Consider the following 26,480-nt stretch of genomic DNA (forward strand, 5'->3'; position numbering starts at 1 on the left):
TTTGACTGGGGCGGTCTCCTCCCAAAGAGTAACGGAGGAGCACGAAGGTTGGCTAATCCTGGTCGGACATCAGGAGGTTAGTGCAATGGCATAAGCCAGCTTAACTGCGAGACGGACAGGTCGAGCAGGTACGAAAGTAGGTCATAGTGATCCGGTGGTTCTGAATGGAAGGGCCATCGCTCAACGGATAAAAGGTACTCCGGGGATAACAGGCTGATACCGCCCAAGAGTTCATATCGACGGCGGTGTTTGGCACCTCGATGTCGGCTCATCACATCCTGGGGCTGAAGTCGGTCCCAAGGGTATGGCTGTTCGCCATTTAAAGTGGTACGCGAGCTGGGTTCAGAACGTCGTGAGACAGTTCGGTCCCTATCTGCCGTGGGCGTTGGATGATTGAAGGGAGTTGCTCCTAGTACGAGAGGACCGGAGTGAACGAACCTCTGGTGTTCGGGTTGTCACGCCAGTGGCACTGCCCGGTAGCTAAGTTCGGAATCGATAACCGCTGAAAGCATCTAAGCGGGAAGCGAGCCCTGAGATGAGTCATCCCTGACCCCTTGAGGGTCCTAAAGGGCCGTTGGAGACCACAACGTTGATAGGTGGGGTGTGTAAGCGCGGCGACGTGTTGAGCTAACCCATACTAATTACCCGTGAGGCTTAACCATACAACACCCAAGAAGTGTTCTAAGGCTTGTAGCAAGTGAACGAACTACTTACCTAATTCAGTGATAGCGACGAGGCAACAGCCAATCAGTCGTTACTCACGTCAGCTTTCCGAGATTGAAGAATTTGCCTGGCGGCCATAGCGCCGTGGAACCACCTGATCCCATGCCGAACTCAGAAGTGAAACGCGGTAGCGCCGATGGTAGTGTGGCATTCGCCATGCGAGAGTAGGACACTGCCAGGCACCCAATTAGAAGAAACCCCGCTCAATGAGCGGGGTTTTTTATTGCCTGACGCTTCCCCAGAACCTGCCGTTGCCTGCCGAGACTTCGTCTGATTATTCCTTGTGTTCACCAGTATCATCACCAGTTGGTGCTCATGACCTCCGGCTTCCGAGGCTTCGTATGCCGCCACACCTGGATCTGCCCTCTCACCGGTTTTCCATTTGATTCCTCACGCGGCGCTATCCTGTTGAAAGCCTGTATCTGGCCTGCAATTGGGGTTGTATCTGCATCATAACTCGGTAGAGTAAAGGGCATTCCGGGTTTGCCCATACCATGCCTTTGCTTCTCCATCTGGTATGAGAGCATCCCACCCGTTTTCATTCACCTTCAGTCAGTGGTACCGATATGGAACAAGTAAACAAGTCTACCTTCAGCGATGTGTTGGAATATGTGCGTATGTCCCGTCGTCAGAACAAGCTCAAGCGTGAAATCGCGGACAACGAGAAGAAGATCCGTGACAACCAGAAGCGGGTGCTGTTGCTCGACAACCTGAGTGACTATATCAAGCCCGGCATGAGCATCGATGAGGTGCAGGCCATCATCGCCAACATGCGCACCGATTATGAAGAGCGTGTTGATGATCACATCATCAAGAATGCCGAGCTTTCCAAGGAGCGCAAGGAGCTGAGCACCAAGCTCAAGGGTATGAGTACCAGCAAGTAAGCTTACACCGCCATTCCCGAACACCGGCTTCCAGCCGGTGTTTCATTTCCATTCCGCAGCTCGGATCTCTCGCCGCACTGCAACAATCGGCTCCCATTTTTACAATCGCCCTGTTAACATCGCTGCAAAGCGGTCAATAGTTTTCAAGCCCTTGACTTGAAACGACTAAGCTTGATTGAAAGACAATAAATTGCGCAACCATGGTGGGGCTGATATGGGCGCATCAAAACAGACGGATTCGAACAAAGTGGCATCTCAGGATTCATCCGTACCGCATGCGGACGGGCAATATCAGCGCAAGCGTCGCCCCTGGTGGCGCTGGTTGTTCTGTTTCATCTTTTTGCTTTGCCTGGCTGCCGTGATCGCCCTGGTCGGTTATGAAATGAAGACCTCCCGATTGCAATCGCAGGAGATCTCCCGTTATGCCGCCAAGCTGACTTACGAGCTGGAACCCGGTCCCAGCAAGCAGATCACCTTCCCGGATGATGGCCCCTTCGACAAGCGACTCGGTTATGTGCTGATGCCCATGATCCAGGAGCGCCTCATCCAGCGTGGCTATCAGGTGAGCGAGCAGGTGCGTTTTTCCGATGCGCTGTACAACTACGCCAGCCATGGTTTCTTCGTCCCCTATACCGAGAAGGTACAGGCGGGGCTGACGCTGCACGACTGCCGTGCCGAGCCTTTCTATCAATACAAGTATCCGACCCATTACTACCCTGATTTCAACTCCATTCCTCCTTTGGTCATACAGTCGCTGCTGTTTATCGAGAACCGGGAGCTGCTAAGCAACGAGCAGCCCTTGGCCAACCCGGCCGTGGACTGGCCCCGTTTTGCCAAGGCTGCACTGTCCCAGGTGGGCAAGGCGCTGGATATGCAGGATCAATCCGCCGGCGGCAGTACGCTGGCGACCCAGGTGGAGAAGTATCGTCACTCTCCTGATGGTTTGACCCTGTCCCCCACCGAGAAGATCCGCCAGATGGCTTCGGCCAGCGTGCGGGCCTATCGATTGGGGCCGGAAACCCTGGAAGCACGCAAACTGGTGGCCTGGGCCTATCTCAACTCGGTGCCGCTCTCCGCCGCCCCGGGCTATGGCGAGGTGCACGGCTTGGGGGATGGTCTCTGGGTCTGGTTCGGTGCCAATGTGGACGAGGTGAATCGCCTGCTGGATCCCGCTCGCAATCAGGATGCCACCCTGGCCGAGCAGGGGCTGGCGCTGCGTCAGGTCGTATCTCTGATGATTGCCCACCGTCGCCCCTCCTACTATCTGGCCCAGGGGCGGGAGGCGCTGTCGGCCCTGACTGACAGCTACCTGCGTCTGTTCGTGCAGGAGGGCATGATCACGCCGCCCCTGATGGAGTCGGCGCTCAAGGCCAAGCTTGCGTTCCGCGACTTCCTGCAGGCACCGGCGATCACCCGGGTCAATAACAACAAGGGGTTGCAGGTAGCGCGCACCCGCCTCAGTCGCCAGCTCGGGGTTCAGCTCTATGATCTGGACCGCATGGATCTGACGGCTGATACGACCCTCAACATGCCGCTGCAAAATGACGTCTCCCGTTATCTGCAGCAGTTGGCGGATCCCACATTCGCCGCCCAGGTTGGGCTGTTTGGTGAGCGCCTGCTCTCGCCGGAGAAGACGGGGGACGTGAAATACAGCTTCACCCTGTTCGAGAAGACGCCGGAAGGGGTCAAGGTGCGGGTGCAGACCGACAACACGGATCAGCCGTTCGACATCAATGAGGGCAGCAAGCTGGAGCTGGGCTCTACCGCCAAGCTGCGGGTGCTGACCACCTATCTGGAGATAGTGACCGAGCTGCATGACAGCTATGGGAACATGCCGGCCGAGAGCCTGCGCAAGATAGAGGTCTCCGATCAGGACAACATCAGCCGTTGGGCCATCGGCTACCTGATGAGTGCCAAGGACAAGAGCCTGCCCGTGATGCTGGAGGCGGCGCTGGATCGCAAATACTCCGCCAGCCCCTACGAGGGCTTCTTCACCGGCGGCGGCATGCACACCTTCAACAACTTCCGCAAGGAAGACAATGGCCGCATTCCGCCCATCCGCGACGCCTTGCGCGAATCCATCAACCTGCCCTTCGTGCGGCTGATGCGGGACATAGTGCGCTACAGCCTCTACAAGGAAGGCAATCGAGCCCAGTTGCTCAAGGATGACAAGGATCCTCGTCGTACCGAGTATCTGGCCAAGTTTGCCGACAAGGAGGGCCAGACCTATCTGCTGCGCTTCTGGCGCAAATATCGCGGCAAGACCACGGATGAGCAGCTCGATACCTTCCTCGACGGCCTCAAGCCCAGCGCAGTGCGCCTCGCGGCCGTGCATCGCTACCTGATGCCGGAAGCGTCACAGGCCGACTTTGCCGCCTTCCTGGCGAAGCGCCTGCCGCGTAACAAGCTGAGTGACAAGCGGATCGAGCAGCTCTATATCAGTTATGGTCCTGGTAAGTATTCACTGCCGGATCAAGGCTATATCGCCCGAGTTCACCCGCTGGAGCTGTGGCTGCTCTCCTATCTCAGGGAGTTTGACAAGGCCACCTTCGCCGATGCGGTTGCGGCCAGCCGGGATGAGCGTCAGGAGGTCTACAGCTGGCTGTTCAAGACCCGCCATCGCAGCGCCCGGGATAGCCGGATCCGCACCATGCTGGAGGTCGAAGCCTTCCTCGACATCCATCAGCGCTGGGCACGCCTGGGCTATCCGTTTGATCACCTAGTTCCCTCCCTGGCGACCGCACTGGGTAGCTCGGGTGACAGGCCCGCCGCCCTGGCGGAGTTGATGGGGATCATCCAGAACGGCGGCATGCGGGCACCGACCCTGCGGATTGAGCATCTCTCTTTTGCCAAGGACACGCCCTTCGCCACCGCGTTCGAGCCGGCCAACACCCAGGGCGTGCGGGTGATGCCCGTCGAGGTGGCCAACGCCCTGCGCAATGCCCTCTCCAAGGTGGTGGAAGGTGGTACGGCACGGCGCATCGCCGGTGCCTTTGCCTTGCAGGATGGCACAGTGCTGTCGTTGGGGGGCAAGACGGGGACGGGGGACAACAGGATCGAGACGGTCGGCCGCTACGGCAATGTCACCAGCTCGCTGGCGCGCAACCGGACAGCGACCTTTGTCTTCTACATAGGGGATGATCACTTCGGCACCCTGACGGCCTATGTGCCCGGCAGCCAGTCCGACAAGTTCCGCTTCACCTCGGCACTGCCGGTGCAGGTTCTCAAGGGGATGGCGCCCTTGCTGGTACCTTATCTGCAACCGGGTACTCATACCCAGTGCTTGCCGGGCAGCTGACGGCACATGAAAAAACGGGGCCAGATTGGCCCCGTTTTCGTTTCTGCCGCCGGCAGCGTGTTCCGCACCGGCATCATGACTCACAGCAGATCTTCTATCTCGCCGCGCAGGTACTGGTACATCTCGCGATAGGCCACCGGCGGCTTGTTCAGCTCCCGCTCCTTGTTGGCGGTGCGGATCAGCTGGCGCAGCTTCTGGCGATCCAGCTCGTGGAACTGGGACATCAGTTCGTTGAGGGCGCTGTCACCCTCGGTGATCAGGCGCTCACGCCACTGCTCCAGCCGGTGCAGGCGGGCATTCACGGTGGAGTGACGCATCTTGATGATGGAGAGGGCTTCCTCGATCTGCTCTATGTCCCGGCTGCGCATCAGGCGGCCGATGAACTGCAGGTGGCGGCGGAAGGACTCGTCCTTCTTGGGCTTGAGCTTGCGGCCCAGCTCGACGGCTTCGGCCAGCTCTTCATCCAGCGGGATCCGTTCCAGCTCGCTGTGGCTCAGGGAGACGATCTCGGCCCCCAGTTTCTGCAGTGCCTCGGCGTCGCGCTTGAGCTGGCTCTTGCTGGGACCCCAATCGTCCAATTCGTTGTCGTCTTGATACTGACTCATCGGTCTCTGATTCCTGTCATTCGCGTTGGGGGATATGTTACCAGCTTCTCCCGCTGGGCGCAGGGGTCTGATATGCTTAGCCCCTTTCCTTCCTTCATACAGATGTGAGTTATGGACCAGCAAGATCAAATCCGCCAGGATCAAGCCCATCTCGAGGCGGTGGTCGCCGAGGCCCTGGAGATAGCCAAGGGGCTGGGTGCCGGGCTTGCGGAAGTTTCCATCAGCAAGCAGACAGGGCTGTCGGTGAATACCCGGGGCTGTGAGCTGGAAAGCATCGAGTTCAACAAGGATGGGGCGCTCGGCATCGCCGTCTATCGCAATGGCTGCAAGGGATCCTCCTCGACCACGGATCTCGGCAAGCCTGCCATCCGTGCCGCCGTTGAAGCGGCCATGGAGATTGCCCGCCACACCTCCCCCGATGAATATGCCGGCCTGGCGGATGCCGAACTGCTGGCCTGGGATGCCCCGGATCTGCAACTTTGTCACTCCATCGAGCTGGATCCCCAGCGTGGCATCGAGCTGGCCATCGAGTGCGAGCGGCTGGCCCTGGGACGTGATGCCCGCATCAAGCACTCCGATGGCGCCAGCTTTTCCAGCCATCTGGGGGTCAAGGTCTATGGCAACAGCCATGGCTTCGTCAAAGGCTATGCGGCGTCCCGCAACTCCCTGAGTTGCGTGCTGATCGGCGAGCAGGATGGCGACATGCAGCGCGACTATGGCTACTCCTCCAGCCGCGCCCTGGATGGGCTATGGAGCCCCCAGCGCATCGCTGACGAGGCGGTGGAGCGTACCGTCTCCCGTCTGGGGGCCCGCAAGATCAGCACCCGCCACGCCCCCGTGCTGTTTCATCCCGACACCGCCGCCGGCCTGTGGGGCCATCTGGTGATGGCTATCAGCGGCGGCAACCTCTATCGCAAGTCGAGCTTCCTGCTGGATAAACTGGGCAAGCAGATACTGCCCGAGTGGCTCAGCATTCAGGAGTTTCCACACCTGCTGGGTGGGCTTGCCAGTACCCCCTTCGACGGTGAAGGGGTACGCACCCGCGACATGGACATAGTCCGCAACGGCGAGCTGATGAGCTGGCTGCTCACCTCCTACTCGGCACGCAAGCTGGGGCTGACCACTACGGGTCACGCCGGTGGCATCCATAACTGGCAGGTTTCCAATACCGGCCAGGATTTCCAGGGCATGCTCAAAGAAATGGGTACCGGCCTGCTGGTGACCGAGCTGATGGGGCAGGGGGTCAACATCGTCAATGGTGACTACTCCCGCGGCGCCGCCGGTTTCTGGGTGGAAAATGGCGAGATCCTCTATCCGGTTGAGGAGATCACCATAGCCGGCAACCTGGCCGACATGTTCAGCACCCTGGTGGCGGTGGGGAACGACGAAGACGAGCGCTCCAGCCTCAAGACGGGCTCTGTGCTGGTCGAGCAGATGAAGCTGGCGGGGCACTAAGCCGCCAGACTCCGGAAATGAAAAAGGCCCCCTCGCCTGGCGAGGGGGCCTTTTTAGTGCTCATCGGCAAGGGGCGATGATCACTCCTTGATGCGCTCTATGCAGCCGCCCAGGCCTTGCAGCTTGTGCTCTATGTCTTCATAGCCACGGTCGATGTGATAGATGCGCTCGACCATGGTGGTGCCCTCGGCCACGAAGCCGGCGAGGACCAGGCTGGCAGAGGCGCGCAAATCGGTTGCCATCACCTGGGCACCCTTGAGTTGTTCGGTGTCACGGCAGATGGCGACATTGCCCTGCAGTTCGATGTCTGCACCCATACGTACCAGCTCGGGCACGTGCATGAAGCGGTTCTCGAAGATGGTCTCGGTGACCATGCCGGTGCCCTTGGCCACGGCGTTCAGCACGGTGAACTGCGCCTGCATGTCGGTCGGGAAGGCCGGGTAGGGGGCAGTCTTGATGGTGACCGGCTTGAGGGTACGACCCGTCATGTCGAGGGAGATCCAGTCTTCCCCCTTCTCGATGAGCGCACCGGCCTCTTCCAGCTTGACGAGGACGGCTTCCAGCAGGGAAGGATCCGTCTTGCGGCAGGTGATCTTGCCCCCGGTGACGGCGGCGCCCACCAGGAAGGTGCCGGTCTCGATGCGATCCGGCTGGACGCTGTAGCTGCCGCCGTGCAGACGCTCGACGCCATCAATGGTCAGGGTGTCGGTACCCGCACCCTGGATCTTGGCGCCCAGGGCGTTGAGGAAGTTGGCGAGATCGACCACTTCCGGCTCGCGGGCGGCGTTCTCGATCACGGTGCGACCGTCCGCCAGGGTGGCGGCCATCATCAGGTTCTCGGTGCCGGTGACGGAGATCATGTCCATCAGGATGTGGGCACCCTTGAGACGACCGTCGACACGGGCCTTGATGTAGCCATCTTCGATGGCGATCTTTGCGCCCATCAGCTCGAGGCCGTGAACATGCAGGTTGACCGGGCGGGCACCGATGGCGCAGCCGCCGGGCAGGGAGACGTCAGCCGCGCCGAAACGAGCGGCCAGCGGGCCCAGCGCCAGTATGGAGGCGCGCATGGTCTTCACCAGCTCGTAGGGGGCGACGTGGTTGTTCACGGCGCCGGTCAGCACTGTCACGTTGCCGTTGACCTTGGTGCTGGCACCCAGCATCTCCAGCAGCTTGAGGGTGGTGCCCACGTCCTTGAGGCGCGGCACGTTCGAGAGCTGGATCTCCTCGTCGCACAGCAGGGTGGCGAACAGGATCGGCAGGGCGGCGTTCTTGGCGCCGGAGATGGTCACTTCACCGGAGAGGGTGCAGGGGCCGGTGATCTTGAATTTGTCCATTTACTTAGATACCAAATCAGGAGGGCAGTAGAAATTTACGTTCGCGCTTCCATTCGGCATCGGTAAAGGCCTTGATGGAGAGGGCGTGGATGGCGTTGCTGGCGATCTTGTCCATCAGCGGGGCATAGATGGCCTGCTGCTTCTTGACCCGGCTCATGCCGTCAAACATGTCGCCGACCGCAATCACCTGATAGTGACTGCCGTCGCCTTTGACATGTACTTCGGACAATGGCAAAGCCTCAAGGAGTATCGCTTCAATTTCAGAGACTTGCATTATGCGTCCTCGGTGTTGGGCGGGGTGGGTTGAAACAGACTGGCCACGCCGTACAGCTTGGCCAGGGTATAAAAATCAGTGGAGGCGCCCACCAGTTGCGGCGTTGCACCCCGAGTCAGGGTGGCTTTGGCCCACTTGACCAGCAGGGCCAGGCCGGCGGAATCCAGGGTGGTGACCCCGCTCATATCGAGCGCATCATCTTGCCACCACTCGGATCGCCGTTGCCACAGGGCATTGACCTGCGATGCCTGCAGCTCACCCTGGAGTGTCATGACTTGAGCACCAGCGGCTTGGCATTGTGCTCGCGCAGCTGGGCGATCACCGCATCTATGCCGTTCTGACGAATGAGGCCACCGAGCTCGCTCTGCTTGGCTGAGAGCAGGCTGATCCCTTCGGCAACCATGTCGAAGGCCTTCCATTCACCCGTCTTGTTGTTCTTGCGCAGCTTGAACTCGAGGAAGATGTCCGGCTTGCCGGCCTCTTTCACGCTGACGTTGACGGCGGTGATGTTGCTGTCACCGGGCGCCTTGCCCGGCTGTACCTTGACGGTCTGCTTGTCGAAATGGGCCAGGGCATCGGCGTAGGAGCTCACCATGTACTCGGTGAACACCTGGACGAAGGCATCGCGCTGGGCCGGGGTGGTCTCCTTGATCTGGTTGCCGAGCACCTTGTAGGCAGCAAAGCGGTTGTCCACATAGGGCAGCAGCTCTTCGCGGATGATCACCCGCAGGTGATCCGGATTGCTCTTGACCTGGGACTGGTCCGCCTTCAGGCGGGCGAAGGTCTGCTGGGCAGCCTGATCCACCAGGGCATAGGGGTCGGCGGCATTGACCGCCGCCAGGGCGGAGACGGAAAACAGCATGCTGGTCATCAGACCCAGCAGCAGGGCGATCTTCTTGAACATGGTTACTCCTTGGTTGCTGGCGTATCGGTGGCCGGGGAAGACTGGCTGTAGAGGAACTTGCCAATCAGGTCTTCCAGCACTATGGCAGACTTGGTGTCTTCGATCATGTCGCCATCCTTGAGCATGTTGGTGCCCATCTCTTCATCGGTGAAACCCGGTGCCAGGCCGACATACTGCTCGCCCAGCAGCCCCGAGGTCAGGATCGAGAGGGTGCTGGTTTCGGAGAACTCGCCGGCACTCTTTTGCATCTGCAGGGAGACAATGGGCACCTGGCTCTTGGCATCCAGCGTGATGTCGCTGACTCGACCGACGACGACGCCGCCGACCTTGACCGGCGAGCGTACTTTCAGGCCGCCGATATTATCGAAATGGGCGCGCAGGGTATAGGTTTCTCCTTCCGGTTTGAAACTCAATCCCGCCACTTGCAGTGCCAACGCCAGAATGGCTGCGATGCCAGCCAGCATGAAGGCACCGACCAGGAATTCTACTTTGCTGAACTTCATCTTTCCCTTATCCAAACATGACTGCGGTGAGTATAAAATCCAGACCGAGCACGGCCAGGGATGAGTGGACCACGGTACGGGTCGTCGCCTGACTGATCCCGGCCGAGGTCGGCTTGGCATCATAGCCATTGAAGAGCGCGATCCAGGTCACCACCAGGGCGAATATCACACTCTTGATGGCCCCTTGCATGATGTCGTCCTGCCAGTCGACGGAGGCCTGCATGGCAGACCAGAAGCTGCCCTCATCCACCCCCAGCCAGTCGACCCCGACCAGTTTGCCGCCGAAGATGCCGATCAGGCTGAACATGAAGGCCAGCAGCGGCATGCTGATGACCCCAGCCCAGAAGCGGGGGGCTACTACCCGGCGCAGCGGGTCCACCGCCATCATCTCCAGGCTGGAGAGCTGCTCGGTGGCCTTCATCAGGCCAATCTCGGCGGTGAGGGCCGAACCTGCACGACCGGCAAACAGCAGGGCGGTGACCACAGGACCCAACTCCCGCAGCAGGGAGAGGGAGACCAGGGGCCCCAGACTCTGCTCGGCGCCGAAGTCCTTCAGTACGTTGTAACCCTGCAAGGAGAGCACCATGCCGATGAAGAGACCCGACACCAGTATGATGGCGACCGATTGTACTCCTACCACATAAAGCTGCTGTACCAGCAGGGGGAAGTGCTTGCGGGGCTCGGGTTTGCCCGCCAACGCGTGAAACAGCATGATGGTGGCGCGGCCGACTGCGCTGATGAAGCGCACCCCGCTCCGCCCCAGCTTGCTTATCTGACTTATGAACATCACAGATCCTGTAGCAGGTCGCCTGCCGGAAAATGAAACGGAACAGGACCATCGGGCAATCCCTTGAGGAACTGCTCGACCTCGGGATTGTGCTCCTCGCGAAGTTGCTCCGGCGTGCCCTGTGCCACCACCCTGCGGTTGGCGATGATGTAGGCGTAGTCGGCGATGCTCAGCACCTCATTCACATCGTGGGTGACGATGACGGAGGTGATGCCGAGGGCATCGTTGAGCTCCTTGATGAGCTTGACCAGCACCGCCATGGTGATGGGATCCTGGCCGACGAAGGGCTCGTCATACATGATGAGATCCGGATCCAGTGCTATGGATCTGGCCAGGGCTGCACGACGGGCCATGCCGCCGGAGAGCTCGGAGGGCATCAAGCGGGCGGCGCCACGCAGACCCACAGCCTGCAACTTCATCATGACGATGGTGTGGATCAGCTCTTCCGGCAGACCCGAGTGTTCCCGCAGCGGGAAGGCCACGTTGTCGAACACAGTCATGCCGGTGAACAGGGCGCCGCTCTGAAACAGCATGCTCATCCGCTTGCGCACTTCATACAGACGGCTGCGGGAGAGGGTGGGGATGTCTTCCCCGTCAAACAGAATATGACCGGACTCAGGCTTCAGCTGGCCACCGATCAGGCGCAGCAAGGTGGTCTTGCCGATGCCGCTGGGGCCCATGACGGCGGTGACCTTGCCACGGGGAATGGTCAGGTTGATCCTGTCGTACAGCAACCTATCTCCGTGACTGAAGGTCAGGTCGGAGATGGTGATCAGGTCATCGTTCAAACAATTGTCCATCCGGTATAAATGAAGAGCGAATTTTATGGGCTAGTCTAGGTCTAAGCAACAGCAAGGAACAACTATTGAGCGGCTTTGCCCCCCAAATACGCGACAGTTTTATGTAACAACTTGCATCAGCGGCAGAGCGTCCCGCATCCGATTCGCTTATCTCGGCAGACTTTTTTATAATCCCGCAGCAAATTTCGGCCCGGAGCTGTGCCTTTATGTCTGTAAAGCCTGAAAAAGTGTCTGAATTGTTCGATTTCCGTCGCAGTGCCCGCGCGGTGCTGGACATAGAAAAACAAGCCATCGATGGGCTCTACCAGTACCTCGACGAGACCTTCGAGCGTGCCTGCGAGATGGTGCTGCGCTGCGCCGGCAAGATAGTGGTCACCGGCATGGGCAAGTCGGGTCATGTCGGCAACAAGATTGCCGCGACCCTGGCCAGCACCGGCACGCCTGCCTTCTTCCTCCACCCTGGCGAAGCCAGCCACGGGGATCTGGGGATGATCTCCGCCGGAGACCTCATCATCGCCATCTCCAACTCAGGCGAGAGTGACGAGATCCTCGCCCTGCTGCCGGTACTCAAGCGCCGCGGCATTCCGCTCATCTGCATGACCGGCAACTCGGCCTCCACCATGGCCAAGGAGGCCAACGTGCACCTGTGCATCAAGGTGGAGAAAGAGGCCTGCCCGCTGGGTCTGGCCCCGACCTCCAGCACCACGGCGACCCTGGTGATGGGGGACGCCCTGGCCGTGGCCCTGCTGGAAGCTCGCGGTTTCACCGCCGATGACTTCGCGCTCTCCCACCCTGGCGGGTCGCTGGGCAAGCGGCTCTTGCTGCGGGTCGGCGACCTGATGCACAGCGGCGATCTGTTGCCCCGGGTGGGGATAGATGCCACCATCAGCCAGGCGCTGCTGGAAGTGAGCCGCAAGGGCCTCGGCATGACGGCTGTGGTGGATGAACAGGGGCTGCTGGCCGGTCTGTTCACCGACGGTGACTTGCGCCGGATCCTGGATCTGCAGGTGGACATTCACCACACCCCGATCAGCCGCGTAATGACGGCCAATTGTGTTACCGTAGGGCCTGAGATGATGGCGGCCGAGGCCGTCAAACTGATGGAAACCAGAAAGATTAACGGATTGCTGGTGGTGGATGAAGAACGGCGACCACTGGGCGCCTTCAACATGCACGACCTGCTGAGAGCCGGGGTGATTTGATGCAAGACGTACCGACCCTCTATGGTCCGGTGACGCGCGGCCAGTATGAGAAGGCGGCGCAGATCCGCCTGCTGGTGTGCGATGTGGATGGGGTGCTCTCCAATGGCTTCATCTATATGGGCAATAACGGTGAAGAGCTGAAAACCTTCTGCACCCGTGACGGTGCTGGCATGCGTGCCCTGCTCAACGCCGGCATCGAGATTGCCATCATAACGGGGCGCAATTCCCGTATCGTCAGCGATCGGATGAGGGGCCTGGGGGTGCAGCATCTGGTGCAGGGGGCGGATCAGAAGCTGCCCCACTTCGAGGCGCTGCTGGCCAAGCTGGGCCTGATGCCGGAACAGGCCGCCTACATGGGGGACGACACCATCGATCTGCCGGTGATGCAGGCCTGCGGTCTCGGCATAGCGGTGGCGGATGCTCATCCGCTGGTGCTGGCTCGTGCCGATCTGGTGACCCGTCTGGGGGGCGGAGTGGGCGCGGTGCGCGAGGTGTGCGATCTCATCCTGCAGGCGCAGGGCTTGGGCGACTACCAACCCGAGGTCTCGGTATGAACAAGCAGACGTTTCTGTTCGCCCTGCTGTTTCTGGCGGCGCTGGCCGCCTGGCAGTTTGGCGAGATCGAGCTGGCGCCCGAACCGGCTGCCAAGGTAGAGAACTATCAACCGGACTTCACCGCTAGGAATCTGGTCACGACCCGCTTCAACGAGCAGGGCAAACGAACCGAGCGGTTGGAGTCCGAATACGCGGAGTATTACCAGATCCTCGAGCAGGCCACCTTCAACAAGCCGGTGGTCTACATGTTCGATGAGCAGGGGAAGGCCGAATGGAAAGTCACGGCTGAAACCGGGGTGCTCAACACAGATGACAACGTGATACTGCGTGACAAGGTACATCTGGACGGCCTACTGCCGGCGTCTTTCATCTCCACGCTGGATACCCCCTATCTGGAGCTGGATCTGGTGACTCAGGACATGAGAAGCAACCAGCACATCAGCATAGTGGGCCAGGAATTCCAGACCGAAGGCGTTGGCCTGAAGGGCCATCTGGAACGTAAATATTTCGAATTACTGGATAAAGGCCATGCCACTTATTTCAATGAAAAACGTTAATCTGGCCCTCGCGGCCCTGCTGCTGTGCAGTACAGTGAGCGCCAAAGAGTCCGACTTTGCCGAGAAGGTCTATGTGGATGCGGTCAAGCAAGTGGCCGAGATGCAGGACAACCGCATCACCTTCAGCGAAGACGTGCTCATCACTCAGGGCACCATCAAGATTAAGGCCGACAAGGTGGTGGTGATCCGTTCCGGCGATAAAGGGGCCGAGGTGATGACCGCCTATGGCAATCCCGCCACCTTCTTCCAGATCCTGGACAACGGCAAGCCGGTCAATGCCCACGGCAACAGCATTCGCTACGAGCTGAAGAACCGCCTGGTCACCATCACAGGCAACGGTCAGCTCAAGCAGGAAGACAGCCAGGTCACCGGCGATCTCATCCGCTACGACATCGTCAAACAGAAGATGATCGCCGAGAGCAAGGGGCCCACCCAGCGGGTCAAGACGGTGTTCCTGCCGGATCAGGTAGAAAACTTCGACAAACCCGCCGATCAGAAGAAGTAGGAAACAGAAGCCATGGCAGTGTTAAAAGCAACGGGTTTGCAGAAGAGCTACAAGCGCCGCATGGTGGTCAGCGACGTGAGCCTGGAAGTGGGCACCGGCCAGATAGTGGGGCTGCTCGGCCCGAATGGTGCCGGCAAGACCACCTCCTTCTACATGATCGTGGGCCTGGTGCAGCGGGATGCGGGCCTCATCACCATAGATGAGCAGGACATCAGCCTGCAGCCCATGCATATCCGCGCCCGCAATGGCATCGGCTACCTTCCCCAGGAGGCCTCCATCTTCCGGCGCCTGTCGGTGTTCGACAACCTGATGGGGGTCATGCAGACCCGCAAGGGGTTGAGCCGCGAGGAGCGTGAGGATAAGGTCGAGCAGTTGCTGGAAGAGTTCAACATCACCCATATTCGCGACAGCCTGGGTCAGAGCCTGTCTGGCGGGGAGCGGCGGCGGGTCGAGATTGCCCGTGCGCTGGCGGCAGAGCCGCGATTCATCCTGTTGGATGAACCCTTTGCAGGTGTTGATCCTATTTCGGTCATAGACATCAAGAAGATCATCCAGCATCTGAAGGAAAGAGGGCTGGGTGTGCTGATCACGGATCACAACGTCAGAGAGACGCTGGATGTGTGCGAGAAGGCCTATATCGTCAGCCACGGCAAGATGATTGCCGAGGGGGCGCCGGCCGAGATCCTCGCCGATGAGCAGGTCAAGCGCGTCTATTTGGGCGATCAATTCAGTCTATAGTAAGGGGGCACCCCTCATTTTTGTTAGGTGACTGCCTCGCTGAACATAAGGATATCCCGACGTAGATGAAGCCGACATTACAGTTGCGTCTCGGTCAGTCACTGACCATGACGCCACAATTACAACAAGCGATTCGTCTGCTCCAGCTCTCCACCCTGGAACTCCAGCAGGAAATTCAGCAAGCGCTCGATAATAACCCCTTGCTGGAGCAGGAGGAGAATGAAGCGCAGGAAACCAGCCCGATAGAGCCCCAGGACGCCAGTCAACTCGACTCCAGCGACGCCATGGCGCAGGACAAGATGCCGGATGAGCTGCCTGTCGACACCACCTGGGATGAGGTCTACTCCGCCGGTACGGCCCAGAGCGCCGGCCCCATCCATGACGGGGAAGACAGCGTCTATCAGGGAGAAACCACCGAGAACCTGCAGGACTATCTGCTGTGGCAGATGCGACTGACGCCGTTCAGCGATCTGGATGCCGCCATCGCCCTCGCCATCATCGATGCCATCGATGAGTCCGGCTACCTGACCGCCTCTCTCGAAGATATTCAGGCTGCAGTCAGCAGTGAAGAGGTAGAAGTTGAACTGGATGAAGTGGAAGCCGTGCTCAAGCGGGTGCAGCATTTCGATCCGGTTGGCATTGCCGCGCGTTCGGTGCAGGAGTGTCTGCTGATCCAGCTTGGCCAGTACTCGCCGGATCTGCCCTGGCTCAATGAGGCAAGGGAGGTGATTCGCGACCACATGGACCTGCTCGGCAACCGTGACTACCGCACTCTGGCGCGAAAGACCCGGCTCAAGGAGAGCGACCTCAAGGAGGTGCTGGATCTCATCCAGCAGCTGGAGCCGAGACCTGGCAATGGCATCATCCAGAGTGAATCGCAATACGTGATCCCGGACGTCTCAGTGGTCAAGAAGGGGGCAAAGTGGGTGGTTGAGCTCAACCCGGATTCGGCGCCGCGCATCCGTGTCAACGAGGCCTATGCGGCCATGGCACGCAATGCCCGCAGCAGCACTGATACCCAGTTCATTCGCTCCCATTTGCAGGAAGCCAAGTGGTTCATCAAGAGCCTGGAGAGTCGCAATGACACCCTGCTCAAGGTGGCCAGCTGCATCGTCGAGCAACAGCAGGGCTTCTTCGAATACGGGGAAGAGGCCATGAAACCCATGGTACTCAACGACATCGCCGAGGCGGTGGAGATGCACGAGTCGACGATTTCACGGGTGACGACCCAGAAGTACATGCATACGCCCCGTGGCATCTTTGAACTGAAGTTTTTTTTCTCCAGTCATGTCAACACGGAGGGAGGAGGAGAGTGCTCATCGACCGCAATTCGCGCCCTGATCAAGAAGCTGGTGACGGCCGAAAACCCGGCCAAACCGCTTAGTGATAGCAAGATCGCGGATTTGCTGGCCGAACAGGGTATTATGGTGGCGAGACGCACGATCGCAAAGTACCGTGAATCCTTGTTGATCCCGCCATCCAATCAGCGCAAACGCCTGGTTTAGGCAAACAAAAGGAAGACGTTATGCAAATTAACCTGACCGGACACCATGTCGAGATTACCGAAGCTCTGCGTGATTATGTGAATAACAAATTTGCCAAACTCGAGCGTCACTTTGACCATATCAACAACGTACATGTGGTGTTGAGCGTCGAAAAACTGAACCAGATCGCCGAAGCCAAGCTGCACGTCAGCGGGGGAGAGGTGTTCGCCAATTCGCAGCATGCCGACATGTATGCGGCGATTGATACCCTGCTGGATAAACTGGATCGGCAGATCATCAAGCACAAAGATAAGTTAAATCAAAAATAACTATGCAACTTGAACACATACTGAGTCGGGACTGCACCAAGAGTGCGGTCCCTTGTACCAGCAAGAAACGCGCCCTCGAGATCATCAGTGAGCTGGCCGCAGAGCGCCTCGGTGCCTCCCGCCAGGTACTGTTTGAAAGCCTGCTGGCGCGGGAAAAGATGGGCAGTACCGGGATCGGTGCCGGTATCGCCATTCCCCATGGCCGGATCGACGACGCCTTTGCGCCGACGGCCGTGCTGATGACCTTCTCCGAACCCATCCCTTTCGACTCTATCGACAATCAACCGGTTGACCTGCTCTTTGCATTGCTGGTGCCGGAAAGCGAGTGCAAGCAGCATCTCAAGACCCTTTCCCTGATGGCATCCAAGCTGGGTGACAAGGCCGTCTGCCGCCAGTTGCGCCAGGCGACCAGCGACGAAGAACTCTATCAGATCATGACCTCGGCCTGATGCCGGGTCTGACGAAGCCACGTTGGCGTGAGGGGACAAGATGCAGTTAATAGTGGTAAGCGGTCGTTCGGGCTCCGGTAAGACGGTGGCCCTGAGGGTGCTGGAGGATCTGGGTTACTACTGCGTGGATAACCTGCCGGTCAACCTGCTGCCCCAGCTGATCGTCTCGGTGGAGAGCCAGTATGACAAGCTGGCGGTCAGCATAGACGTGCGCAACCTGCCGACCCAGCCAGACAAGCTGGACAACCTGCTGACCCAGGTGCGCAACGAGGGGCGGGTGGAGTTCTCCAGCTTCTTCTTCGATGCGGACAACGGGACCCTGCTCAAGCGCTATGGCGAGAGCCGCCGGCTGCACCCCCTGTCTCGCAAACAGCTGTCGCTGGATGAGGCGATTCGGGAAGAGACTCACCTGCTGGCGCCCCTCTCCTCGACCGCCGATCTGCGCATCGATACCACCAACCTCAGCATTCACGACCTCAGCGAGCTCATCAAGACCCGGGTGCTCGGCAAGAAAGAGAACGAGCTGGTGCTGGTGTTCGAGTCGTTCGGCTTCAAATACGGCATCCCCAAGGATGCGGACTTCGTGTTCGATGCCCGTTTCCTGCCCAACCCCCACTGGATCCCGGAGCTCAAGCCCTTTACCGGTCAGGATGAGCCAGTGGCCAACTACCTCTCGGCCCAGGCGGACGTGATGCTGTTCATCCAGCAGATAGAGAACATGCTGGTGACCTGGTTGCCTCACCTGGAGCGCAACAATCGCAGCTATGTGACCGTCGGCATAGGTTGTACCGGCGGACAGCATCGTTCGGTGTTCATCGCCGAGCGGCTGGCCAGCACCTTCCGACTGCTTGGCAAGAACGTGCAGATCCGTCACCGCACGCTGGACAAGCGCTCCCCCCAAGCCTGACAGACCCACAGGATGTTCAGATGACAGTTTCCGCCTCGGTAGAAGTCAAAAACAAGCTGGGAATCCATGCCAGACCTGCCATGATGCTGTTTGAGCTGGTGCAGGGGTTCGATGCCCATGTGCTGCTGCGCAACGAGGACGGCATCGAAGCCGATGCGGACAGCGTGATCGGCCTGCTGATGCTGGACTCCGCTCAGGGCAAGCAGGTGGAGGTGCAGGTCGAGGGCCCCGAAGAAGTGGAAGCCCTGGCCGCCGTGGTGGCGCTGTTCACCTCGGGCTTCAACGAGGAGTGAGCAGCGCCTCCCTTGCCGTCATGATCCGGCGCGCGCCAGCGCCTTGAAGCCGCAAAAATCCCGACAAGCCAGCAGATTCCTGCTGGCTTTTTCGTTCATCAGCGCCAGAAACAGATCGTAGAGCCCCATCGCCTCCTCGTAGTCCGCCTTGCTGATGGCGAGCACGAAGATGAGGGTGGCGGTCTCGCCATTGCCCCAGTCGATCCCCTGAGGGGCCAGCACTGTATAGACCAGGGTGCGGCGGGCCAGCAGGCCGAGGGAGTGGGGCAGGGCTATGCCCTCTCCCAGCAGGGTGGAGACGATGCGCTCCCGCTCTTGCAACGATCCCCTGAATCCCGGCTCCACCAGCTGCTCGGACTCCAGCTGGTCACAGATGCGGCCAAACAGCTGCGCCTGGCTGAGCGGCTCTGTGACCACCATGAAGTGGTCCGCATCGAAGTACTTGTCCAGCAGGTAGGGGCGGGTGCGATCGATCAGCACCAGCTTGCCGAGCTGCTCCAGCTGATACTGGGTCGGGAAGGGGGTGACCTGTACCACGGGGGCGTTCTTCTCGCTCACCTTGAGGGTGCTGATGACAAAGTCCTGCTCGATGTGCGCCAGCCCCTCGTAATCCCGCACCGACTCCAGGCTGGTCAGCTGCAGCTGGGGGTATTCCCGCCGGATGCGTGCCTCCAGTACCCGGAAGGTGGCGTTGCCCGCATCGCACAGGAGCATGGCCTGGGGGCGACGGCTGTAGCCGATGTCATAGTGGCGTTCCAGCCCGACCCCGATGTGGATCACCAGATAGCCGATCTCGTGATGGGTCAGCCGGTAGGGGGTCTGCCTTATCCACTCCGAGATGGCAGCCAGGGTGATGTCGTAGGCGAGGGGGTAGTACTGCTTGATGTGGTCCGCCAGCGGGTTGTGGCTGCCTATCTGGTATTTGACCCGCAGCAGCATGGCGCCAATGTGGGTCTGCAGGTCGGCCCGCAACTGCGGGTCGGCGCGCAGATCGTAGGGGTAGTGCTGGTGGATGTAGGTCAGCAGATGCTCCACCAGTTGCTCGCTCTCGGCGGCCATGGCCGGGCTGAGCTGGGGGGTATCGGCAGTGAGCCTGGCCTGGATCTGGATGGCGAGGCAGGCGATCTCCTCCTCCCCTGGCGGGGTCAGGGTCGGCAGCTCGGCATAGATGTCGCGGGCCACCGCGGCCAGGGTCTGGGTGATGTCGTCGCTGGCGAACTGGCGCAGCTCGTGGCCTGCCGCCTGACGCAGCAGGGCGACGGCGCAGTAGATGGCGAGCTGTTGCAGGCTCTCGTCGGCGAGGCGCAGCTGATGGCGGCCGAGCTGATCGTGAATGTGGTTGCCCACGACCTCCAGGGTCTTGCTGGGGCAGAGGGTGGGCAGCAGGCTCTGCAACGGGTGGTTGTTCAGCAGCTCCTGGCACAGCAGCTGGGTCAGGCAGGCACGGATCGCCGTCTCGCTCCCCTGGATACGCATGCCCAGCCGTGGCTTGCTCTCTATGGTGAGCCCGAAGTGGGCGAGCCGCTCCCTCACCTGTGCCATGTCTCCCTGCAGGGCCGCCCGGCTCAGATACCAGGTATCTGCCAGCTCGTCGAGCTTGATCCCCTGCTCCGCCGTCAGCAGCAGGATCTGCAGATGCAGCACCCGCTCGCGACTGGTGCGCGGCAGGCTGCTCTCCTGCTCCTGTGCCGCCAGCAGCGCATCAAAAAGCCCCTGATTGTAAATCTTGAGTTGATAGCCGGTGCCGCGCTGGTGGATCAGGTGGGCGCCCTGGGTGGCGATCAACTCGTTGAGGGTCGCCACGTCGGTGCGCACCGTGCGGGTGGAGACATTGAGGCGACGGGCCAGCTCCTCCTGGGGCAGCGGCTCGGCATGGAGCTGGGTCAGCAGTTGATGGAGCCTGGGGTGGGGCAGCTTGATCATGGGGTGAGGCAAGACTCCTGTTGCGAAATAAAGGGTCGATGTTAACAAGGTGATCATCAACAAGCCAGACACCGGCCAGTGATCGGACCGGTGCCTGCGGGTGCCGTTATGCCAGCAGCGTTTTGACCGTGGCGAGCAGGGTGCGCACATCCTCGGGGCGGGTCTGGCCGCTCTCGCTGTCGATGATGGAACTGTAGATGTGGGGGATCACCTTCTCGACCCCGGCCTCCAGCGCGATGCGGACTATCTCCTCGAAGTTGTCGAGATCGATGCCGCCGGTGGGTTCCAGCCAGAAGCCGTGACGGGCGCAGGCCTCGGCCACCGCCTGATACTCGTCGCGGCAGGCCAGGCCTCCCATGGGGAAGAACTTGACCGAGCTGCCGCCCATGTCCTTCAGCAGGGCGATGGCGGTATCGATGGGCACAATCCCATCCGGCTGCTGGGCACTGAGGGGGCCGGTGGAGATCTTCACCATGCCGGGGGTGCCGGTGGGGGAGACGAGGCCGTTGACCAGGCTGTGAGGCTGACCCAGCAGCGCCCGGCTGGGGCCCACTCCGGTGAATACCTGGTTGACGTGCTGGGGCTGCAGCTGGCGAGCCAGCTCGGCCACCATGGCGGACTGGCGGGGATCCCCCGCCCCCAGACCGATGGAGAGGGCGTTGTCGATAAGCTTGGCATACTCCCGCATGTCGGCGACGGCGGAGGGCACATCCGGGTAGTTCTTGGAGAGCACGCCGACCAGTACATGGCCCTCGGCCGCCTCATAGATGTCGACGGCATTCTGTCTGGACCCTGCCAGCACGTTGAGACAGACACGATCACGGTAGTAGTTGGGAACAAGGGACATCAGCGATCCTCCTTAATTAGATATGGTCTTGGACGACGGCATGCTGCCGGGATCCCGCTAGTACATTGAGGCAGACACGATCGCGGTAGTAATTAGGGGTAAGAGACATCAGTTGTTCTCCTGAACGAGGTTGGCAATGGCGGCATGGATCTGGTCGAGCTGGGGGATGGTGACGCTGCGCACGTCGATCTCGATGTGCCCCTCGTTGGCCTTGTAGCCGCGGCAGTAGATGGCCGGATTGCCCTGCTGCAGGCGGGCCACCAGTTGCACCGTCGTCATGCCGATCTGAGCGTGGTCGAAGGCGATGTCGGTGCGGGCGATGTCGCGCCCGGCGCTGTCCCACACCACCCGGGCGGTGACGCCGGGCAGCTGGTTGAGGCGCTCGATGAAGGACGCCATCTTGGCGGCCATGGCGGCGCCGCTCTCCTGCTCTTTCTCCAGGTAGCGCTCGATGGCGTGGGTCAGGCCGAGGATCCCCTCCTTGCCCACCTTCATGGCGCGCCCTATGCCGTTGGCCTGCTGCTTGACCCACTCCACATACTGGCGCTTGCCGAGCACCAGGCCGCTGGTGGGCCCCTCGATGGCCTTGGCGCCGCTGTAGATGACGAGATCCGCCCCTTGCTGGTAATAGAGACGCAGATCCTCTTCCGCCGCCGCATCGACGATGAGCGGCAGCCCGTGGGCCCTGGCCACCTCGGCCGCCTCGGAGACTGACAGAATGCTCTTCTGCACGCAGTGGTGGGACTTGATGTAGAGGATGGCGGCGGTATCGGGGTTGATGGCGGCAGCCAGCTGGGCGGGGGAGCATTCGTTGGCATAGCCAGCTTCCACCACCTTGCCGCCCCCCAGGTTGACCATGGTGCCGACCGGCGCGCCGAAGTTCACGTTGTGACCCTTGGGCAGCACTATCTCGCTCGGCACCCCGTGGGCATGGGCATGCAACTGCTCGAGGCGGTAGGGATCGCCGCGCACTATGACGGCGGCCACCGACTGGGCTATGCCGGCACTAGCGCAGGAGACCACCACGGCGTCTTCCGCGCCGAGCAGATTGGCCAGGTAGGCACCTGTCTTGTTGACCAGGTCTTTGACCTCGAAGTAGTGGCCCAGGCCGAAGTTGACCGCGTCGACCACCTCCTGCTCCGGGGTGGAGACGCCGAGGATGGTCATGCGCCCTGAGGCGTTGATCACGGGTTTGAGCTGATATTTCTCATACACGGAAGGCATGGTGGGATTGTCCATATTGAGTGAGAACCAGGTCACCGCCCATCAGGGCGGCGAGGGGGCGCAGTTGCCGGTCGCCGTGGCGGGACCCGGCTTCGGTATCGGTAAAGAGCGTCGGGCCGCTCATGACCTCGAACAGGGTCAGATCGGCATCGGTGCCCACCTCGAGTCGTCCCTTGCCGGGCAGACGCAGGGCATCGGCGGCCTGGCTGGTGACGCAGGCGATCACCTGCTCCAGGGTCATGCCGATGGCGAGAAACTTTGACATCACGTGGGCCAGGCTGTAGACGGGGCCCTTGATGCGGTTCTTGCAGTAGATGTCCGAGCTGATGGTGTGAGGCAATATCCCTTGCCGGATGGCGGCCTCTGCCACCTCGAAGCTGAAGCTGGCACCACCGTGGCCGATGTCGAGGCGCAGGCCCCGTTGCATCGCCTCGCGCACCCCCTGGCGCAGTTCGCCCGCCGGGGTCAGGATGCGGTTGGGCTTGCCGTTGAAGCAGTGGGTCAGCAGATCCCCTTCCCCCAGCAGGGCGACTATCTCGTCGAGATCCGGTGGCGTGTTGCCTACGTGCACCATCAGCGGCAGCTGGCCGTTGTCCTGCTGGATCTGCTTGGCCACGCGCAGCGGCTGCAGGCCGTTCTCGCCCACCACGCTGCCGCTCATCCGCGCCTTGATGCCGACGATGAAGGAGGGATGACGACGAATGGCCGCCCGGGCGAGAGCGGGATCTATGTCGGCGGGGTTGGCCAGCTCGTTCTGGCGCAGCAGACCGATGCGGGAGATGTTGAGCAGGGCATGGACCCGGGTCTTGCAGCCAGCGGCGAGGCGCTGGAAGTCGTCCACGTCGTCAGCCCCGGTGCTGCCCGCATCGATGACAGTGGTGACACCGGACTCTACGCCCACCTTGTCCGGCTCATCCTGATAGATGGGAGAGGCGGGGTAGCAGTGGGTGTGGCCGTCAATCCAGCCGGCGCTCACATGAACCTGTCCGGCCAGAGTGAGGGTTCGCTTCGCCTCGGTGGTCTCTGGCAGCGCGCCCAGCGCCGCTATCTTGCCGTCCTGGATGGCGATATCGATGAGCTGGCCATTTCCCTGGCGTCCCGCTCTGATGATGATGTCGTACATGCTGATGGCCTCTAGAGTGCCGCCCCGAAGGGCGGCGGAAGGTTATGCAAGCGCAACCGGGAAGAAGGTACCGAGCAGCATTGCACCCAGGATGGCGCCGCCTGTGATGGGCTTCTCCCAGATGTAAAACAGCAGCGCTCCCGCCAGGGAACCCAGCCCTATGGGGATGGAGGCCCCCATGGCGGAGAGGATGATCAGGGGGCCGAGGAAGCGGCCCGAGCTGTTGCCAGCCCCCATCATCACATCCGCCCCGTAGGTGGAGTTGCTCTGGTTGATGGTGAACTTGCGCGCCAGGATGATCACGTAGCCGATGGCCAGGCCTATGGCCATGCCGGTGACCAGGGAGGCGCCGAAGTTCTCCACCGGGTAGACGATGCCGGCACCCAGCAGCAGGGCGGGAACCCCCAGGCCGACGCCGGTCTGGATGGCGCCGCCTATGTCCAGGATCCCCACCAGGGAGCCCTCTATGATGCGGGCAAACAGGAAGCTGGCACCGAAGGCTGCGACTGCGCCGTAGGCACCTGTGTCCATTCCGGCTTTCAGCATGGCGACGAAGGCCACCTCGTTGAAGGCGCCGACCCCGTACAGGTAGAACATGTGGGTCCCGGCAAAGACCCCGGCCGACAGCAGACCGACGAAGATGGGGAAGGACCAGTCGGCGTACCAGAAGTTGTTTCTCAGTTTCTCATCCATGTGGTGGTCCCTTATTTACTGCCAAGCAGGTGATGGACGTTTTCCAGCCACAGGGGAATGCCCAGGTGGAAGGACTCAATCAGTTTCATATCGAAGCCGCGGAAGAAGCCGCTCAGCACGAACAGCAGCACTATTGCGCTCATCATCACCCTGGTGACGTGGTTCCAGCCGCTCTCTTCCACGCCCTTGCCGATCAGGATGCCAAGCACCAGGCCCGGCACGGCGTTGCCCATGATGAGCTGCGCCAGACCGCCGAAGATGGTGGCCCAAAAGCCGGACTTCTTGCCCGCCTCTATGGCGGCCAGCCAGAAGATCACCGGCATGACGGTGTTGACCAGCAGGTTGGCGGCTGGCACCAGCACCTTGACCGCAGTGACCTGCAGGGCCTCGGGCACGGCCGCCGCCGTGCTGTTGAGGAAGGCGACGACGATGGCACCTATGATGCCGCCGGCGATGGCCATCTTCTTCGGGTCGTGCAGGGTAGTGGCGAGATCCCGGTTCTTGAACAGCAGCGCGGCCGTGGCCCAGTGCGGGATGATGCGGTGATCCACGTCCTGGGTGAAGGCACCTGCCGCGACCGTGGAGGCCCAGGCGTTGAAGAAGAAGCCAAGCCCGAACGAGAAGTGGGAGGCGGGATCCCCTTCGCAGGAGTTGAGCTCACCCAGGGTACGGAAGGCACCCATGCCCTGTACTGTCGGGGCGTGGAACATCCGCGCCGCACCGGCTCCCACGCCGACGCCCACCAGGCCGCCGATGATGAGTGACTTCATCAAAATGATTAGAAACATCCAACATGTCCTTTTGGTTGTGGGGTTACACCCTGGTGAAATCCACCTTGTCGACATCCAGGCTGCTGACCTTGACCCTGATCTCCAGCTGGACCCTGAACTCGCGGCGCTGGCGCGGCAGGAAGAAGAACAGGAACTTCTCCACCCGCACCGACTCCTCGGCCTTGAGCACCCGGACCTCGAGCGGCTCGATCCGCAGCATCACCCTGGGGTTGTCCTTGAGCAGGCTGGATTGCACCTGGCCGAGGGCGGCGGCAAACGCCTGCTGGCGGGTCGCCCCCTTGCCGTTGACCATGACCTGGGTGGTGAAGTCCTCTTTCATCAGGCGCGCCCGTGTTTCTTGGCGAAGGCTTCGACCAGCTTCTGACCCAGCTCTTCCTTGTCCATGAAGCCGAAGCCCAGCACCACGCAGCCTTCGTTGATGGCGGTGATGCCCTCCTCGACGGAGCGCATGCCGTAGCGGCACTTGTAGCCGTATTTGGTCTGGGCCGTGATGGCGCCGGCGCCGCCGCTGCCGCAGAAGGAGATGCCGAGATCCGCCTGCTCCTTGTTCATCACATCACCGAGTTTCATGTCGGCGGCCATGCCGGGGATGACGGTCACTGTGGCGCCGGCGGCTTCTGCCCCGGCTCCTACCTTCTGACCCTTGCCGAGGCGATCTCCAATCACGAGTTTGATGGCTGACATTTAGATTTCTCCTTTGACTGAGCTGAGTTCATTTTCTTTGGCAACTTCGAAATGGACGGACAAGAGGTGGGCCTCTTCATAGGCCAGCCTGTCCAGCCAGCCGACCACCTGTTCGGCGAGGCGCAGGGAGAGGGGGGAGATCTCCTCGAACAGGCTGAGGTCGACCTCGGGCAGGGCTTCACCGCTGTGGGAGCGCCACACCATGGCCTTGACGTGGGAGGCGAGCATCTGTTTCTGCACCTCGTTGGGGATGATGCCCTGATCCGCCAGCAGGCCGTGGATGCGCGCCAGAGTGAGATCTGTCTTGCGCAGCAACGCCGGGCTGTTCGGGGTCAGGGCGGTGTCGTGAGTGTCGGTAGTCAAGGTCTGCTCTCCAAGGCTGGCAGAAAGGATGGGATTACCTTAAAACGGGGAAGAGAGCGGGAGGAGGCACCGTTTTTCCGATTCGAAATGGAAATTCCGGGGAAAAAGCCCCGAAAGAGGCCGGATTTGTGGCGACAAGGGGGAAAGGGAGGGGATTGACCCCGGTGCTGTGTGAGCGGGACCACAGTTTCACCCCGCAGCCGCCCGATCGTGCGCGGGTGGAAACTGTGAGTCATCTCACGCC

The 26,480-nt window shown here is 60.8% G+C and carries 30 protein-coding genes and 2 rRNA genes (1 of these 32 cut by a window edge); 15 read left to right on the plus strand and 17 right to left on the minus strand.

Going from position 1 to position 26,480, the window contains the following annotated elements; translation table 11 throughout:
* From WIR04_RS01740 to WIR04_RS01755, 4 genes are all read left to right on the plus strand, one after another.
* A 23S ribosomal RNA gene (locus WIR04_RS01740) occupies positions 1-662 on the plus strand; it begins 2,228 nt to the left of the window's first position.
* 127 nt (positions 663-789) lie between these two features.
* Positions 790-904 (plus strand): 5S ribosomal RNA (gene rrf, locus WIR04_RS01745).
* A gap of 385 nt (positions 905-1,289) precedes the next feature.
* The gene (tmaR, locus tag WIR04_RS01750; protein ID WP_025328544.1) at positions 1,290-1,607 is read left to right on the plus strand and encodes a PTS system regulator TmaR; all 318 of its coding nucleotides are present in this window, start codon (positions 1,290-1,292) and stop codon (positions 1,605-1,607) included.
* A gap of 214 nt (positions 1,608-1,821) precedes the next feature.
* Positions 1,822-4,905 carry a transglycosylase domain-containing protein gene (locus WIR04_RS01755; RefSeq protein WP_025328543.1) on the plus strand — a complete coding sequence of 1,028 codons (3,084 nt, stop codon included), beginning with the start codon at positions 1,822-1,824 and terminating at the stop codon, positions 4,903-4,905.
* Positions 4,906-4,985: 80 nt separating this feature from the next.
* On the opposite strand, the gene yjgA is transcribed toward WIR04_RS01755, so the two are convergent.
* Entirely contained in the window at positions 4,986-5,510 is a 525-nt protein-coding gene (yjgA, locus tag WIR04_RS01760) for a ribosome biogenesis factor YjgA (protein WP_025328542.1), read from the minus strand.
* Between the two features lie 111 nt (positions 5,511-5,621).
* Between yjgA and pmbA the strand changes: the two genes are divergently transcribed.
* Entirely contained in the window at positions 5,622-6,965 is a 1,344-nt protein-coding gene (gene pmbA, locus WIR04_RS01765) for a metalloprotease PmbA (RefSeq protein ID WP_338890012.1), read from the plus strand.
* 80 nt (positions 6,966-7,045) lie between these two features.
* Here the strand turns inward: pmbA and murA are convergent, their stop codons facing one another.
* Genes murA through mlaF form a run of 7 tightly spaced genes read right to left on the minus strand, consistent with a single transcriptional unit; the run spans position 7,046 to position 11,570 of the window.
* The gene (gene murA / locus WIR04_RS01770) at positions 7,046-8,302 is read right to left on the minus strand and encodes a UDP-N-acetylglucosamine 1-carboxyvinyltransferase (protein WP_106885623.1); all 1,257 of its coding nucleotides are present in this window, start codon (positions 8,300-8,302) and stop codon (positions 7,046-7,048) included.
* 16 nt (positions 8,303-8,318) lie between these two features.
* Positions 8,319-8,576: a BolA family iron metabolism protein IbaG gene (ibaG, locus tag WIR04_RS01775; protein WP_005306001.1), complete on the minus strand. Its 258-nt coding sequence runs from the start codon at positions 8,574-8,576 to the stop codon at positions 8,319-8,321.
* Positions 8,576-8,848: an STAS domain-containing protein gene (locus WIR04_RS01780; protein ID WP_163155576.1), complete on the minus strand. Its 273-nt coding sequence runs from the start codon at positions 8,846-8,848 to the stop codon at positions 8,576-8,578. The genes ibaG and WIR04_RS01780 overlap by 1 nt, the downstream gene beginning before the upstream one ends.
* Entirely contained in the window at positions 8,845-9,480 is a 636-nt protein-coding gene (gene mlaC, locus WIR04_RS01785) for a phospholipid-binding protein MlaC (protein ID WP_025328538.1), read from the minus strand. The genes WIR04_RS01780 and mlaC overlap by 4 nt, the downstream gene beginning before the upstream one ends.
* Before the next feature lie 2 nt (positions 9,481-9,482).
* Complete coding sequence (gene mlaD, locus WIR04_RS01790) at positions 9,483-9,983, minus strand: outer membrane lipid asymmetry maintenance protein MlaD (RefSeq protein WP_025328537.1); 501 nt, start codon at positions 9,981-9,983, stop codon at positions 9,483-9,485.
* A 7-nt stretch (positions 9,984-9,990) separates the two neighbouring features.
* Positions 9,991-10,770 (minus strand): lipid asymmetry maintenance ABC transporter permease subunit MlaE, encoded by a 780-nt coding sequence (gene mlaE / locus WIR04_RS01795; RefSeq protein ID WP_025328536.1) that lies wholly within the window; start codon positions 10,768-10,770, stop codon positions 9,991-9,993.
* Positions 10,770-11,570, minus strand: a complete 801-nt coding sequence (gene mlaF, locus WIR04_RS01800; RefSeq protein ID WP_338890018.1) for a phospholipid ABC transporter ATP-binding protein MlaF — start codon at positions 11,568-11,570, stop codon at positions 10,770-10,772. Before mlaF ends, mlaE begins: the two co-directional genes overlap by 1 nt.
* A 206-nt stretch (positions 11,571-11,776) precedes the next feature.
* Between mlaF and WIR04_RS01805 the strand changes: the two genes are divergently transcribed.
* The 10 genes from WIR04_RS01805 (at position 11,777) to npr (ending at position 18,588) form a co-directional block, all read left to right on the plus strand.
* Positions 11,777-12,772, plus strand: a complete 996-nt coding sequence (locus tag WIR04_RS01805) for a KpsF/GutQ family sugar-phosphate isomerase (RefSeq protein ID WP_338890020.1) — start codon at positions 11,777-11,779, stop codon at positions 12,770-12,772.
* A complete protein-coding gene (gene kdsC, locus WIR04_RS01810) occupies positions 12,772-13,326 on the plus strand; it encodes a 3-deoxy-manno-octulosonate-8-phosphatase KdsC (RefSeq protein WP_338890022.1) in 555 nt (184 codons plus the stop codon). The genes WIR04_RS01805 and kdsC overlap by 1 nt, the downstream gene beginning before the upstream one ends.
* Entirely contained in the window at positions 13,323-13,883 is a 561-nt protein-coding gene (gene lptC / locus WIR04_RS01815; RefSeq protein WP_338890024.1) for an LPS export ABC transporter periplasmic protein LptC, read from the plus strand. Before kdsC ends, lptC begins: the two co-directional genes overlap by 4 nt.
* Complete coding sequence (gene lptA, locus WIR04_RS01820; protein WP_338892427.1) at positions 13,870-14,388, plus strand: lipopolysaccharide transport periplasmic protein LptA; 519 nt, start codon at positions 13,870-13,872, stop codon at positions 14,386-14,388. Before lptC ends, lptA begins: the two co-directional genes overlap by 14 nt.
* Positions 14,389-14,400: 12 nt before the next feature.
* The gene (lptB, locus tag WIR04_RS01825) at positions 14,401-15,126 is read left to right on the plus strand and encodes an LPS export ABC transporter ATP-binding protein (protein ID WP_307765832.1); all 726 of its coding nucleotides are present in this window, start codon (positions 14,401-14,403) and stop codon (positions 15,124-15,126) included.
* 65 nt (positions 15,127-15,191) lie between these two features.
* A complete protein-coding gene (locus WIR04_RS01830) occupies positions 15,192-16,631 on the plus strand; it encodes an RNA polymerase factor sigma-54 (protein ID WP_338890027.1) in 1,440 nt (479 codons plus the stop codon).
* Between the two features lie 20 nt (positions 16,632-16,651).
* Entirely contained in the window at positions 16,652-16,939 is a 288-nt protein-coding gene (gene hpf, locus WIR04_RS01835) for a ribosome hibernation promoting factor (protein WP_005305957.1), read from the plus strand.
* Positions 16,940-16,941: 2 nt separating this feature from the next.
* Positions 16,942-17,388: a PTS IIA-like nitrogen regulatory protein PtsN gene (gene ptsN, locus WIR04_RS01840; RefSeq protein WP_010675870.1), complete on the plus strand. Its 447-nt coding sequence runs from the start codon at positions 16,942-16,944 to the stop codon at positions 17,386-17,388.
* 40 nt (positions 17,389-17,428) lie between these two features.
* Entirely contained in the window at positions 17,429-18,295 is an 867-nt protein-coding gene (gene rapZ, locus WIR04_RS01845) for an RNase adapter RapZ (protein WP_182787433.1), read from the plus strand.
* A 20-nt stretch (positions 18,296-18,315) separates the two neighbouring features.
* Complete coding sequence (npr, locus tag WIR04_RS01850; protein WP_005331359.1) at positions 18,316-18,588, plus strand: PTS phosphocarrier protein NPr; 273 nt, start codon at positions 18,316-18,318, stop codon at positions 18,586-18,588.
* Positions 18,589-18,606: 18 nt separating this feature from the next.
* Here npr and WIR04_RS01855 read toward each other — a convergent pair whose 3' ends face one another.
* The 9 genes from WIR04_RS01855 to WIR04_RS01900 all read right to left on the minus strand — a co-directional run bounded on the left by WIR04_RS01855 (position 18,607) and on the right by WIR04_RS01900 (position 26,236).
* On the minus strand, positions 18,607-20,511 hold the full coding sequence (locus tag WIR04_RS01855) for a BglG family transcription antiterminator (RefSeq protein ID WP_338890030.1): 1,905 nt from the start codon (positions 20,509-20,511) through the stop codon (positions 18,607-18,609).
* 106 nt (positions 20,512-20,617) lie between these two features.
* On the minus strand, positions 20,618-21,358 hold the full coding sequence (gene dagF, locus WIR04_RS01860; protein ID WP_338890033.1) for a 2-dehydro-3-deoxy-phosphogluconate aldolase: 741 nt from the start codon (positions 21,356-21,358) through the stop codon (positions 20,618-20,620).
* Between the two features lie 108 nt (positions 21,359-21,466).
* The gene (locus WIR04_RS01870; RefSeq protein WP_338890035.1) at positions 21,467-22,582 is read right to left on the minus strand and encodes a DgaE family pyridoxal phosphate-dependent ammonia lyase; all 1,116 of its coding nucleotides are present in this window, start codon (positions 22,580-22,582) and stop codon (positions 21,467-21,469) included.
* Positions 22,566-23,705: an amidohydrolase/deacetylase family metallohydrolase gene (locus WIR04_RS01875; RefSeq protein WP_338890037.1), complete on the minus strand. Its 1,140-nt coding sequence runs from the start codon at positions 23,703-23,705 to the stop codon at positions 22,566-22,568. Before WIR04_RS01875 ends, WIR04_RS01870 begins: the two co-directional genes overlap by 17 nt.
* A gap of 42 nt (positions 23,706-23,747) precedes the next feature.
* Positions 23,748-24,398 (minus strand): DUF4310 family protein, encoded by a 651-nt coding sequence (locus WIR04_RS01880; RefSeq protein ID WP_025328524.1) that lies wholly within the window; start codon positions 24,396-24,398, stop codon positions 23,748-23,750.
* Between the two features lie 11 nt (positions 24,399-24,409).
* On the minus strand, positions 24,410-25,186 hold the full coding sequence (locus WIR04_RS01885) for a DUF4311 domain-containing protein (RefSeq protein ID WP_139438898.1): 777 nt from the start codon (positions 25,184-25,186) through the stop codon (positions 24,410-24,412).
* Between the two features lie 25 nt (positions 25,187-25,211).
* On the minus strand, positions 25,212-25,508 hold the full coding sequence (locus WIR04_RS01890; RefSeq protein ID WP_307765825.1) for a DUF4312 family protein: 297 nt from the start codon (positions 25,506-25,508) through the stop codon (positions 25,212-25,214).
* Positions 25,508-25,873 (minus strand): SFCGS family glycine-rich protein, encoded by a 366-nt coding sequence (locus WIR04_RS01895; protein WP_025328521.1) that lies wholly within the window; start codon positions 25,871-25,873, stop codon positions 25,508-25,510. The genes WIR04_RS01890 and WIR04_RS01895 overlap by 1 nt, the downstream gene beginning before the upstream one ends.
* Positions 25,874-26,236 (minus strand): transcriptional regulator, encoded by a 363-nt coding sequence (locus tag WIR04_RS01900; RefSeq protein ID WP_025328520.1) that lies wholly within the window; start codon positions 26,234-26,236, stop codon positions 25,874-25,876.
* Between the last annotated feature and the right edge of the window lie 244 nt (positions 26,237-26,480).

This window comes from Aeromonas rivipollensis (assembly GCF_037811135.1).
GTDB classification, from domain to species: Bacteria; Pseudomonadota; Gammaproteobacteria; order Enterobacterales; family Aeromonadaceae; genus Aeromonas; species Aeromonas rivipollensis.

Bases quoted from the DNA above. Each gene is read 5' to 3' on its own strand.
- lptB (WP_307765832.1), top strand. From the start codon at position 14,401: ATGGCAGTGTTAAAAGCAACGGGTTTGCAGAAGAGCTACAAGCGCCGC.
- WIR04_RS01880 (WP_025328524.1), bottom strand. From the start codon at position 24,398: ATGGATGAGAAACTGAGAAACAACTTCTGGTACGCCGACTGGTCCTTC.
- ptsN (WP_010675870.1), top strand. From the start codon at position 16,942: ATGCAACTTGAACACATACTGAGTCGGGACTGCACCAAGAGTGCGGTC.
- WIR04_RS01895 (WP_025328521.1), bottom strand. From the start codon at position 25,873: ATGTCAGCCATCAAACTCGTGATTGGAGATCGCCTCGGCAAGGGTCAG.
- WIR04_RS01885 (WP_139438898.1), bottom strand. From the start codon at position 25,186: ATGTTTCTAATCATTTTGATGAAGTCACTCATCATCGGCGGCCTGGTG.
- WIR04_RS01870 (WP_338890035.1), bottom strand. From the start codon at position 22,582: ATGCCTTCCGTGTATGAGAAATATCAGCTCAAACCCGTGATCAACGCC.
- WIR04_RS01875 (WP_338890037.1), bottom strand. From the start codon at position 23,705: ATGTACGACATCATCATCAGAGCGGGACGCCAGGGAAATGGCCAGCTC.
- npr (WP_005331359.1), top strand. From the start codon at position 18,316: ATGACAGTTTCCGCCTCGGTAGAAGTCAAAAACAAGCTGGGAATCCAT.
- WIR04_RS01830 (WP_338890027.1), top strand. From the start codon at position 15,192: ATGAAGCCGACATTACAGTTGCGTCTCGGTCAGTCACTGACCATGACG.
- pmbA (WP_338890012.1), top strand. From the start codon at position 5,622: ATGGACCAGCAAGATCAAATCCGCCAGGATCAAGCCCATCTCGAGGCG.
- WIR04_RS01780 (WP_163155576.1), bottom strand. From the start codon at position 8,848: ATGACACTCCAGGGTGAGCTGCAGGCATCGCAGGTCAATGCCCTGTGG.
- tmaR (WP_025328544.1), top strand. From the start codon at position 1,290: ATGGAACAAGTAAACAAGTCTACCTTCAGCGATGTGTTGGAATATGTG.
- murA (WP_106885623.1), bottom strand. From the start codon at position 8,302: ATGGACAAATTCAAGATCACCGGCCCCTGCACCCTCTCCGGTGAAGTG.
- rapZ (WP_182787433.1), top strand. From the start codon at position 17,429: ATGCAGTTAATAGTGGTAAGCGGTCGTTCGGGCTCCGGTAAGACGGTG.
- mlaE (WP_025328536.1), bottom strand. From the start codon at position 10,770: ATGTTCATAAGTCAGATAAGCAAGCTGGGGCGGAGCGGGGTGCGCTTC.
- lptA (WP_338892427.1), top strand. From the start codon at position 13,870: ATGAAAAACGTTAATCTGGCCCTCGCGGCCCTGCTGCTGTGCAGTACA.
- WIR04_RS01755 (WP_025328543.1), top strand. From the start codon at position 1,822: ATGGGCGCATCAAAACAGACGGATTCGAACAAAGTGGCATCTCAGGAT.
- kdsC (WP_338890022.1), top strand. From the start codon at position 12,772: ATGCAAGACGTACCGACCCTCTATGGTCCGGTGACGCGCGGCCAGTAT.
- mlaC (WP_025328538.1), bottom strand. From the start codon at position 9,480: ATGTTCAAGAAGATCGCCCTGCTGCTGGGTCTGATGACCAGCATGCTG.
- mlaD (WP_025328537.1), bottom strand. From the start codon at position 9,983: ATGAAGTTCAGCAAAGTAGAATTCCTGGTCGGTGCCTTCATGCTGGCT.
- WIR04_RS01805 (WP_338890020.1), top strand. From the start codon at position 11,777: ATGTCTGTAAAGCCTGAAAAAGTGTCTGAATTGTTCGATTTCCGTCGC.
- yjgA (WP_025328542.1), bottom strand. From the start codon at position 5,510: ATGAGTCAGTATCAAGACGACAACGAATTGGACGATTGGGGTCCCAGC.
- mlaF (WP_338890018.1), bottom strand. From the start codon at position 11,570: ATGGACAATTGTTTGAACGATGACCTGATCACCATCTCCGACCTGACC.
- ibaG (WP_005306001.1), bottom strand. From the start codon at position 8,576: ATGCAAGTCTCTGAAATTGAAGCGATACTCCTTGAGGCTTTGCCATTG.
- WIR04_RS01890 (WP_307765825.1), bottom strand. From the start codon at position 25,508: ATGAAAGAGGACTTCACCACCCAGGTCATGGTCAACGGCAAGGGGGCG.
- hpf (WP_005305957.1), top strand. From the start codon at position 16,652: ATGCAAATTAACCTGACCGGACACCATGTCGAGATTACCGAAGCTCTG.
- lptC (WP_338890024.1), top strand. From the start codon at position 13,323: ATGAACAAGCAGACGTTTCTGTTCGCCCTGCTGTTTCTGGCGGCGCTG.
- WIR04_RS01855 (WP_338890030.1), bottom strand. From the start codon at position 20,511: ATGATCAAGCTGCCCCACCCCAGGCTCCATCAACTGCTGACCCAGCTC.
- dagF (WP_338890033.1), bottom strand. From the start codon at position 21,358: ATGTCCCTTGTTCCCAACTACTACCGTGATCGTGTCTGTCTCAACGTG.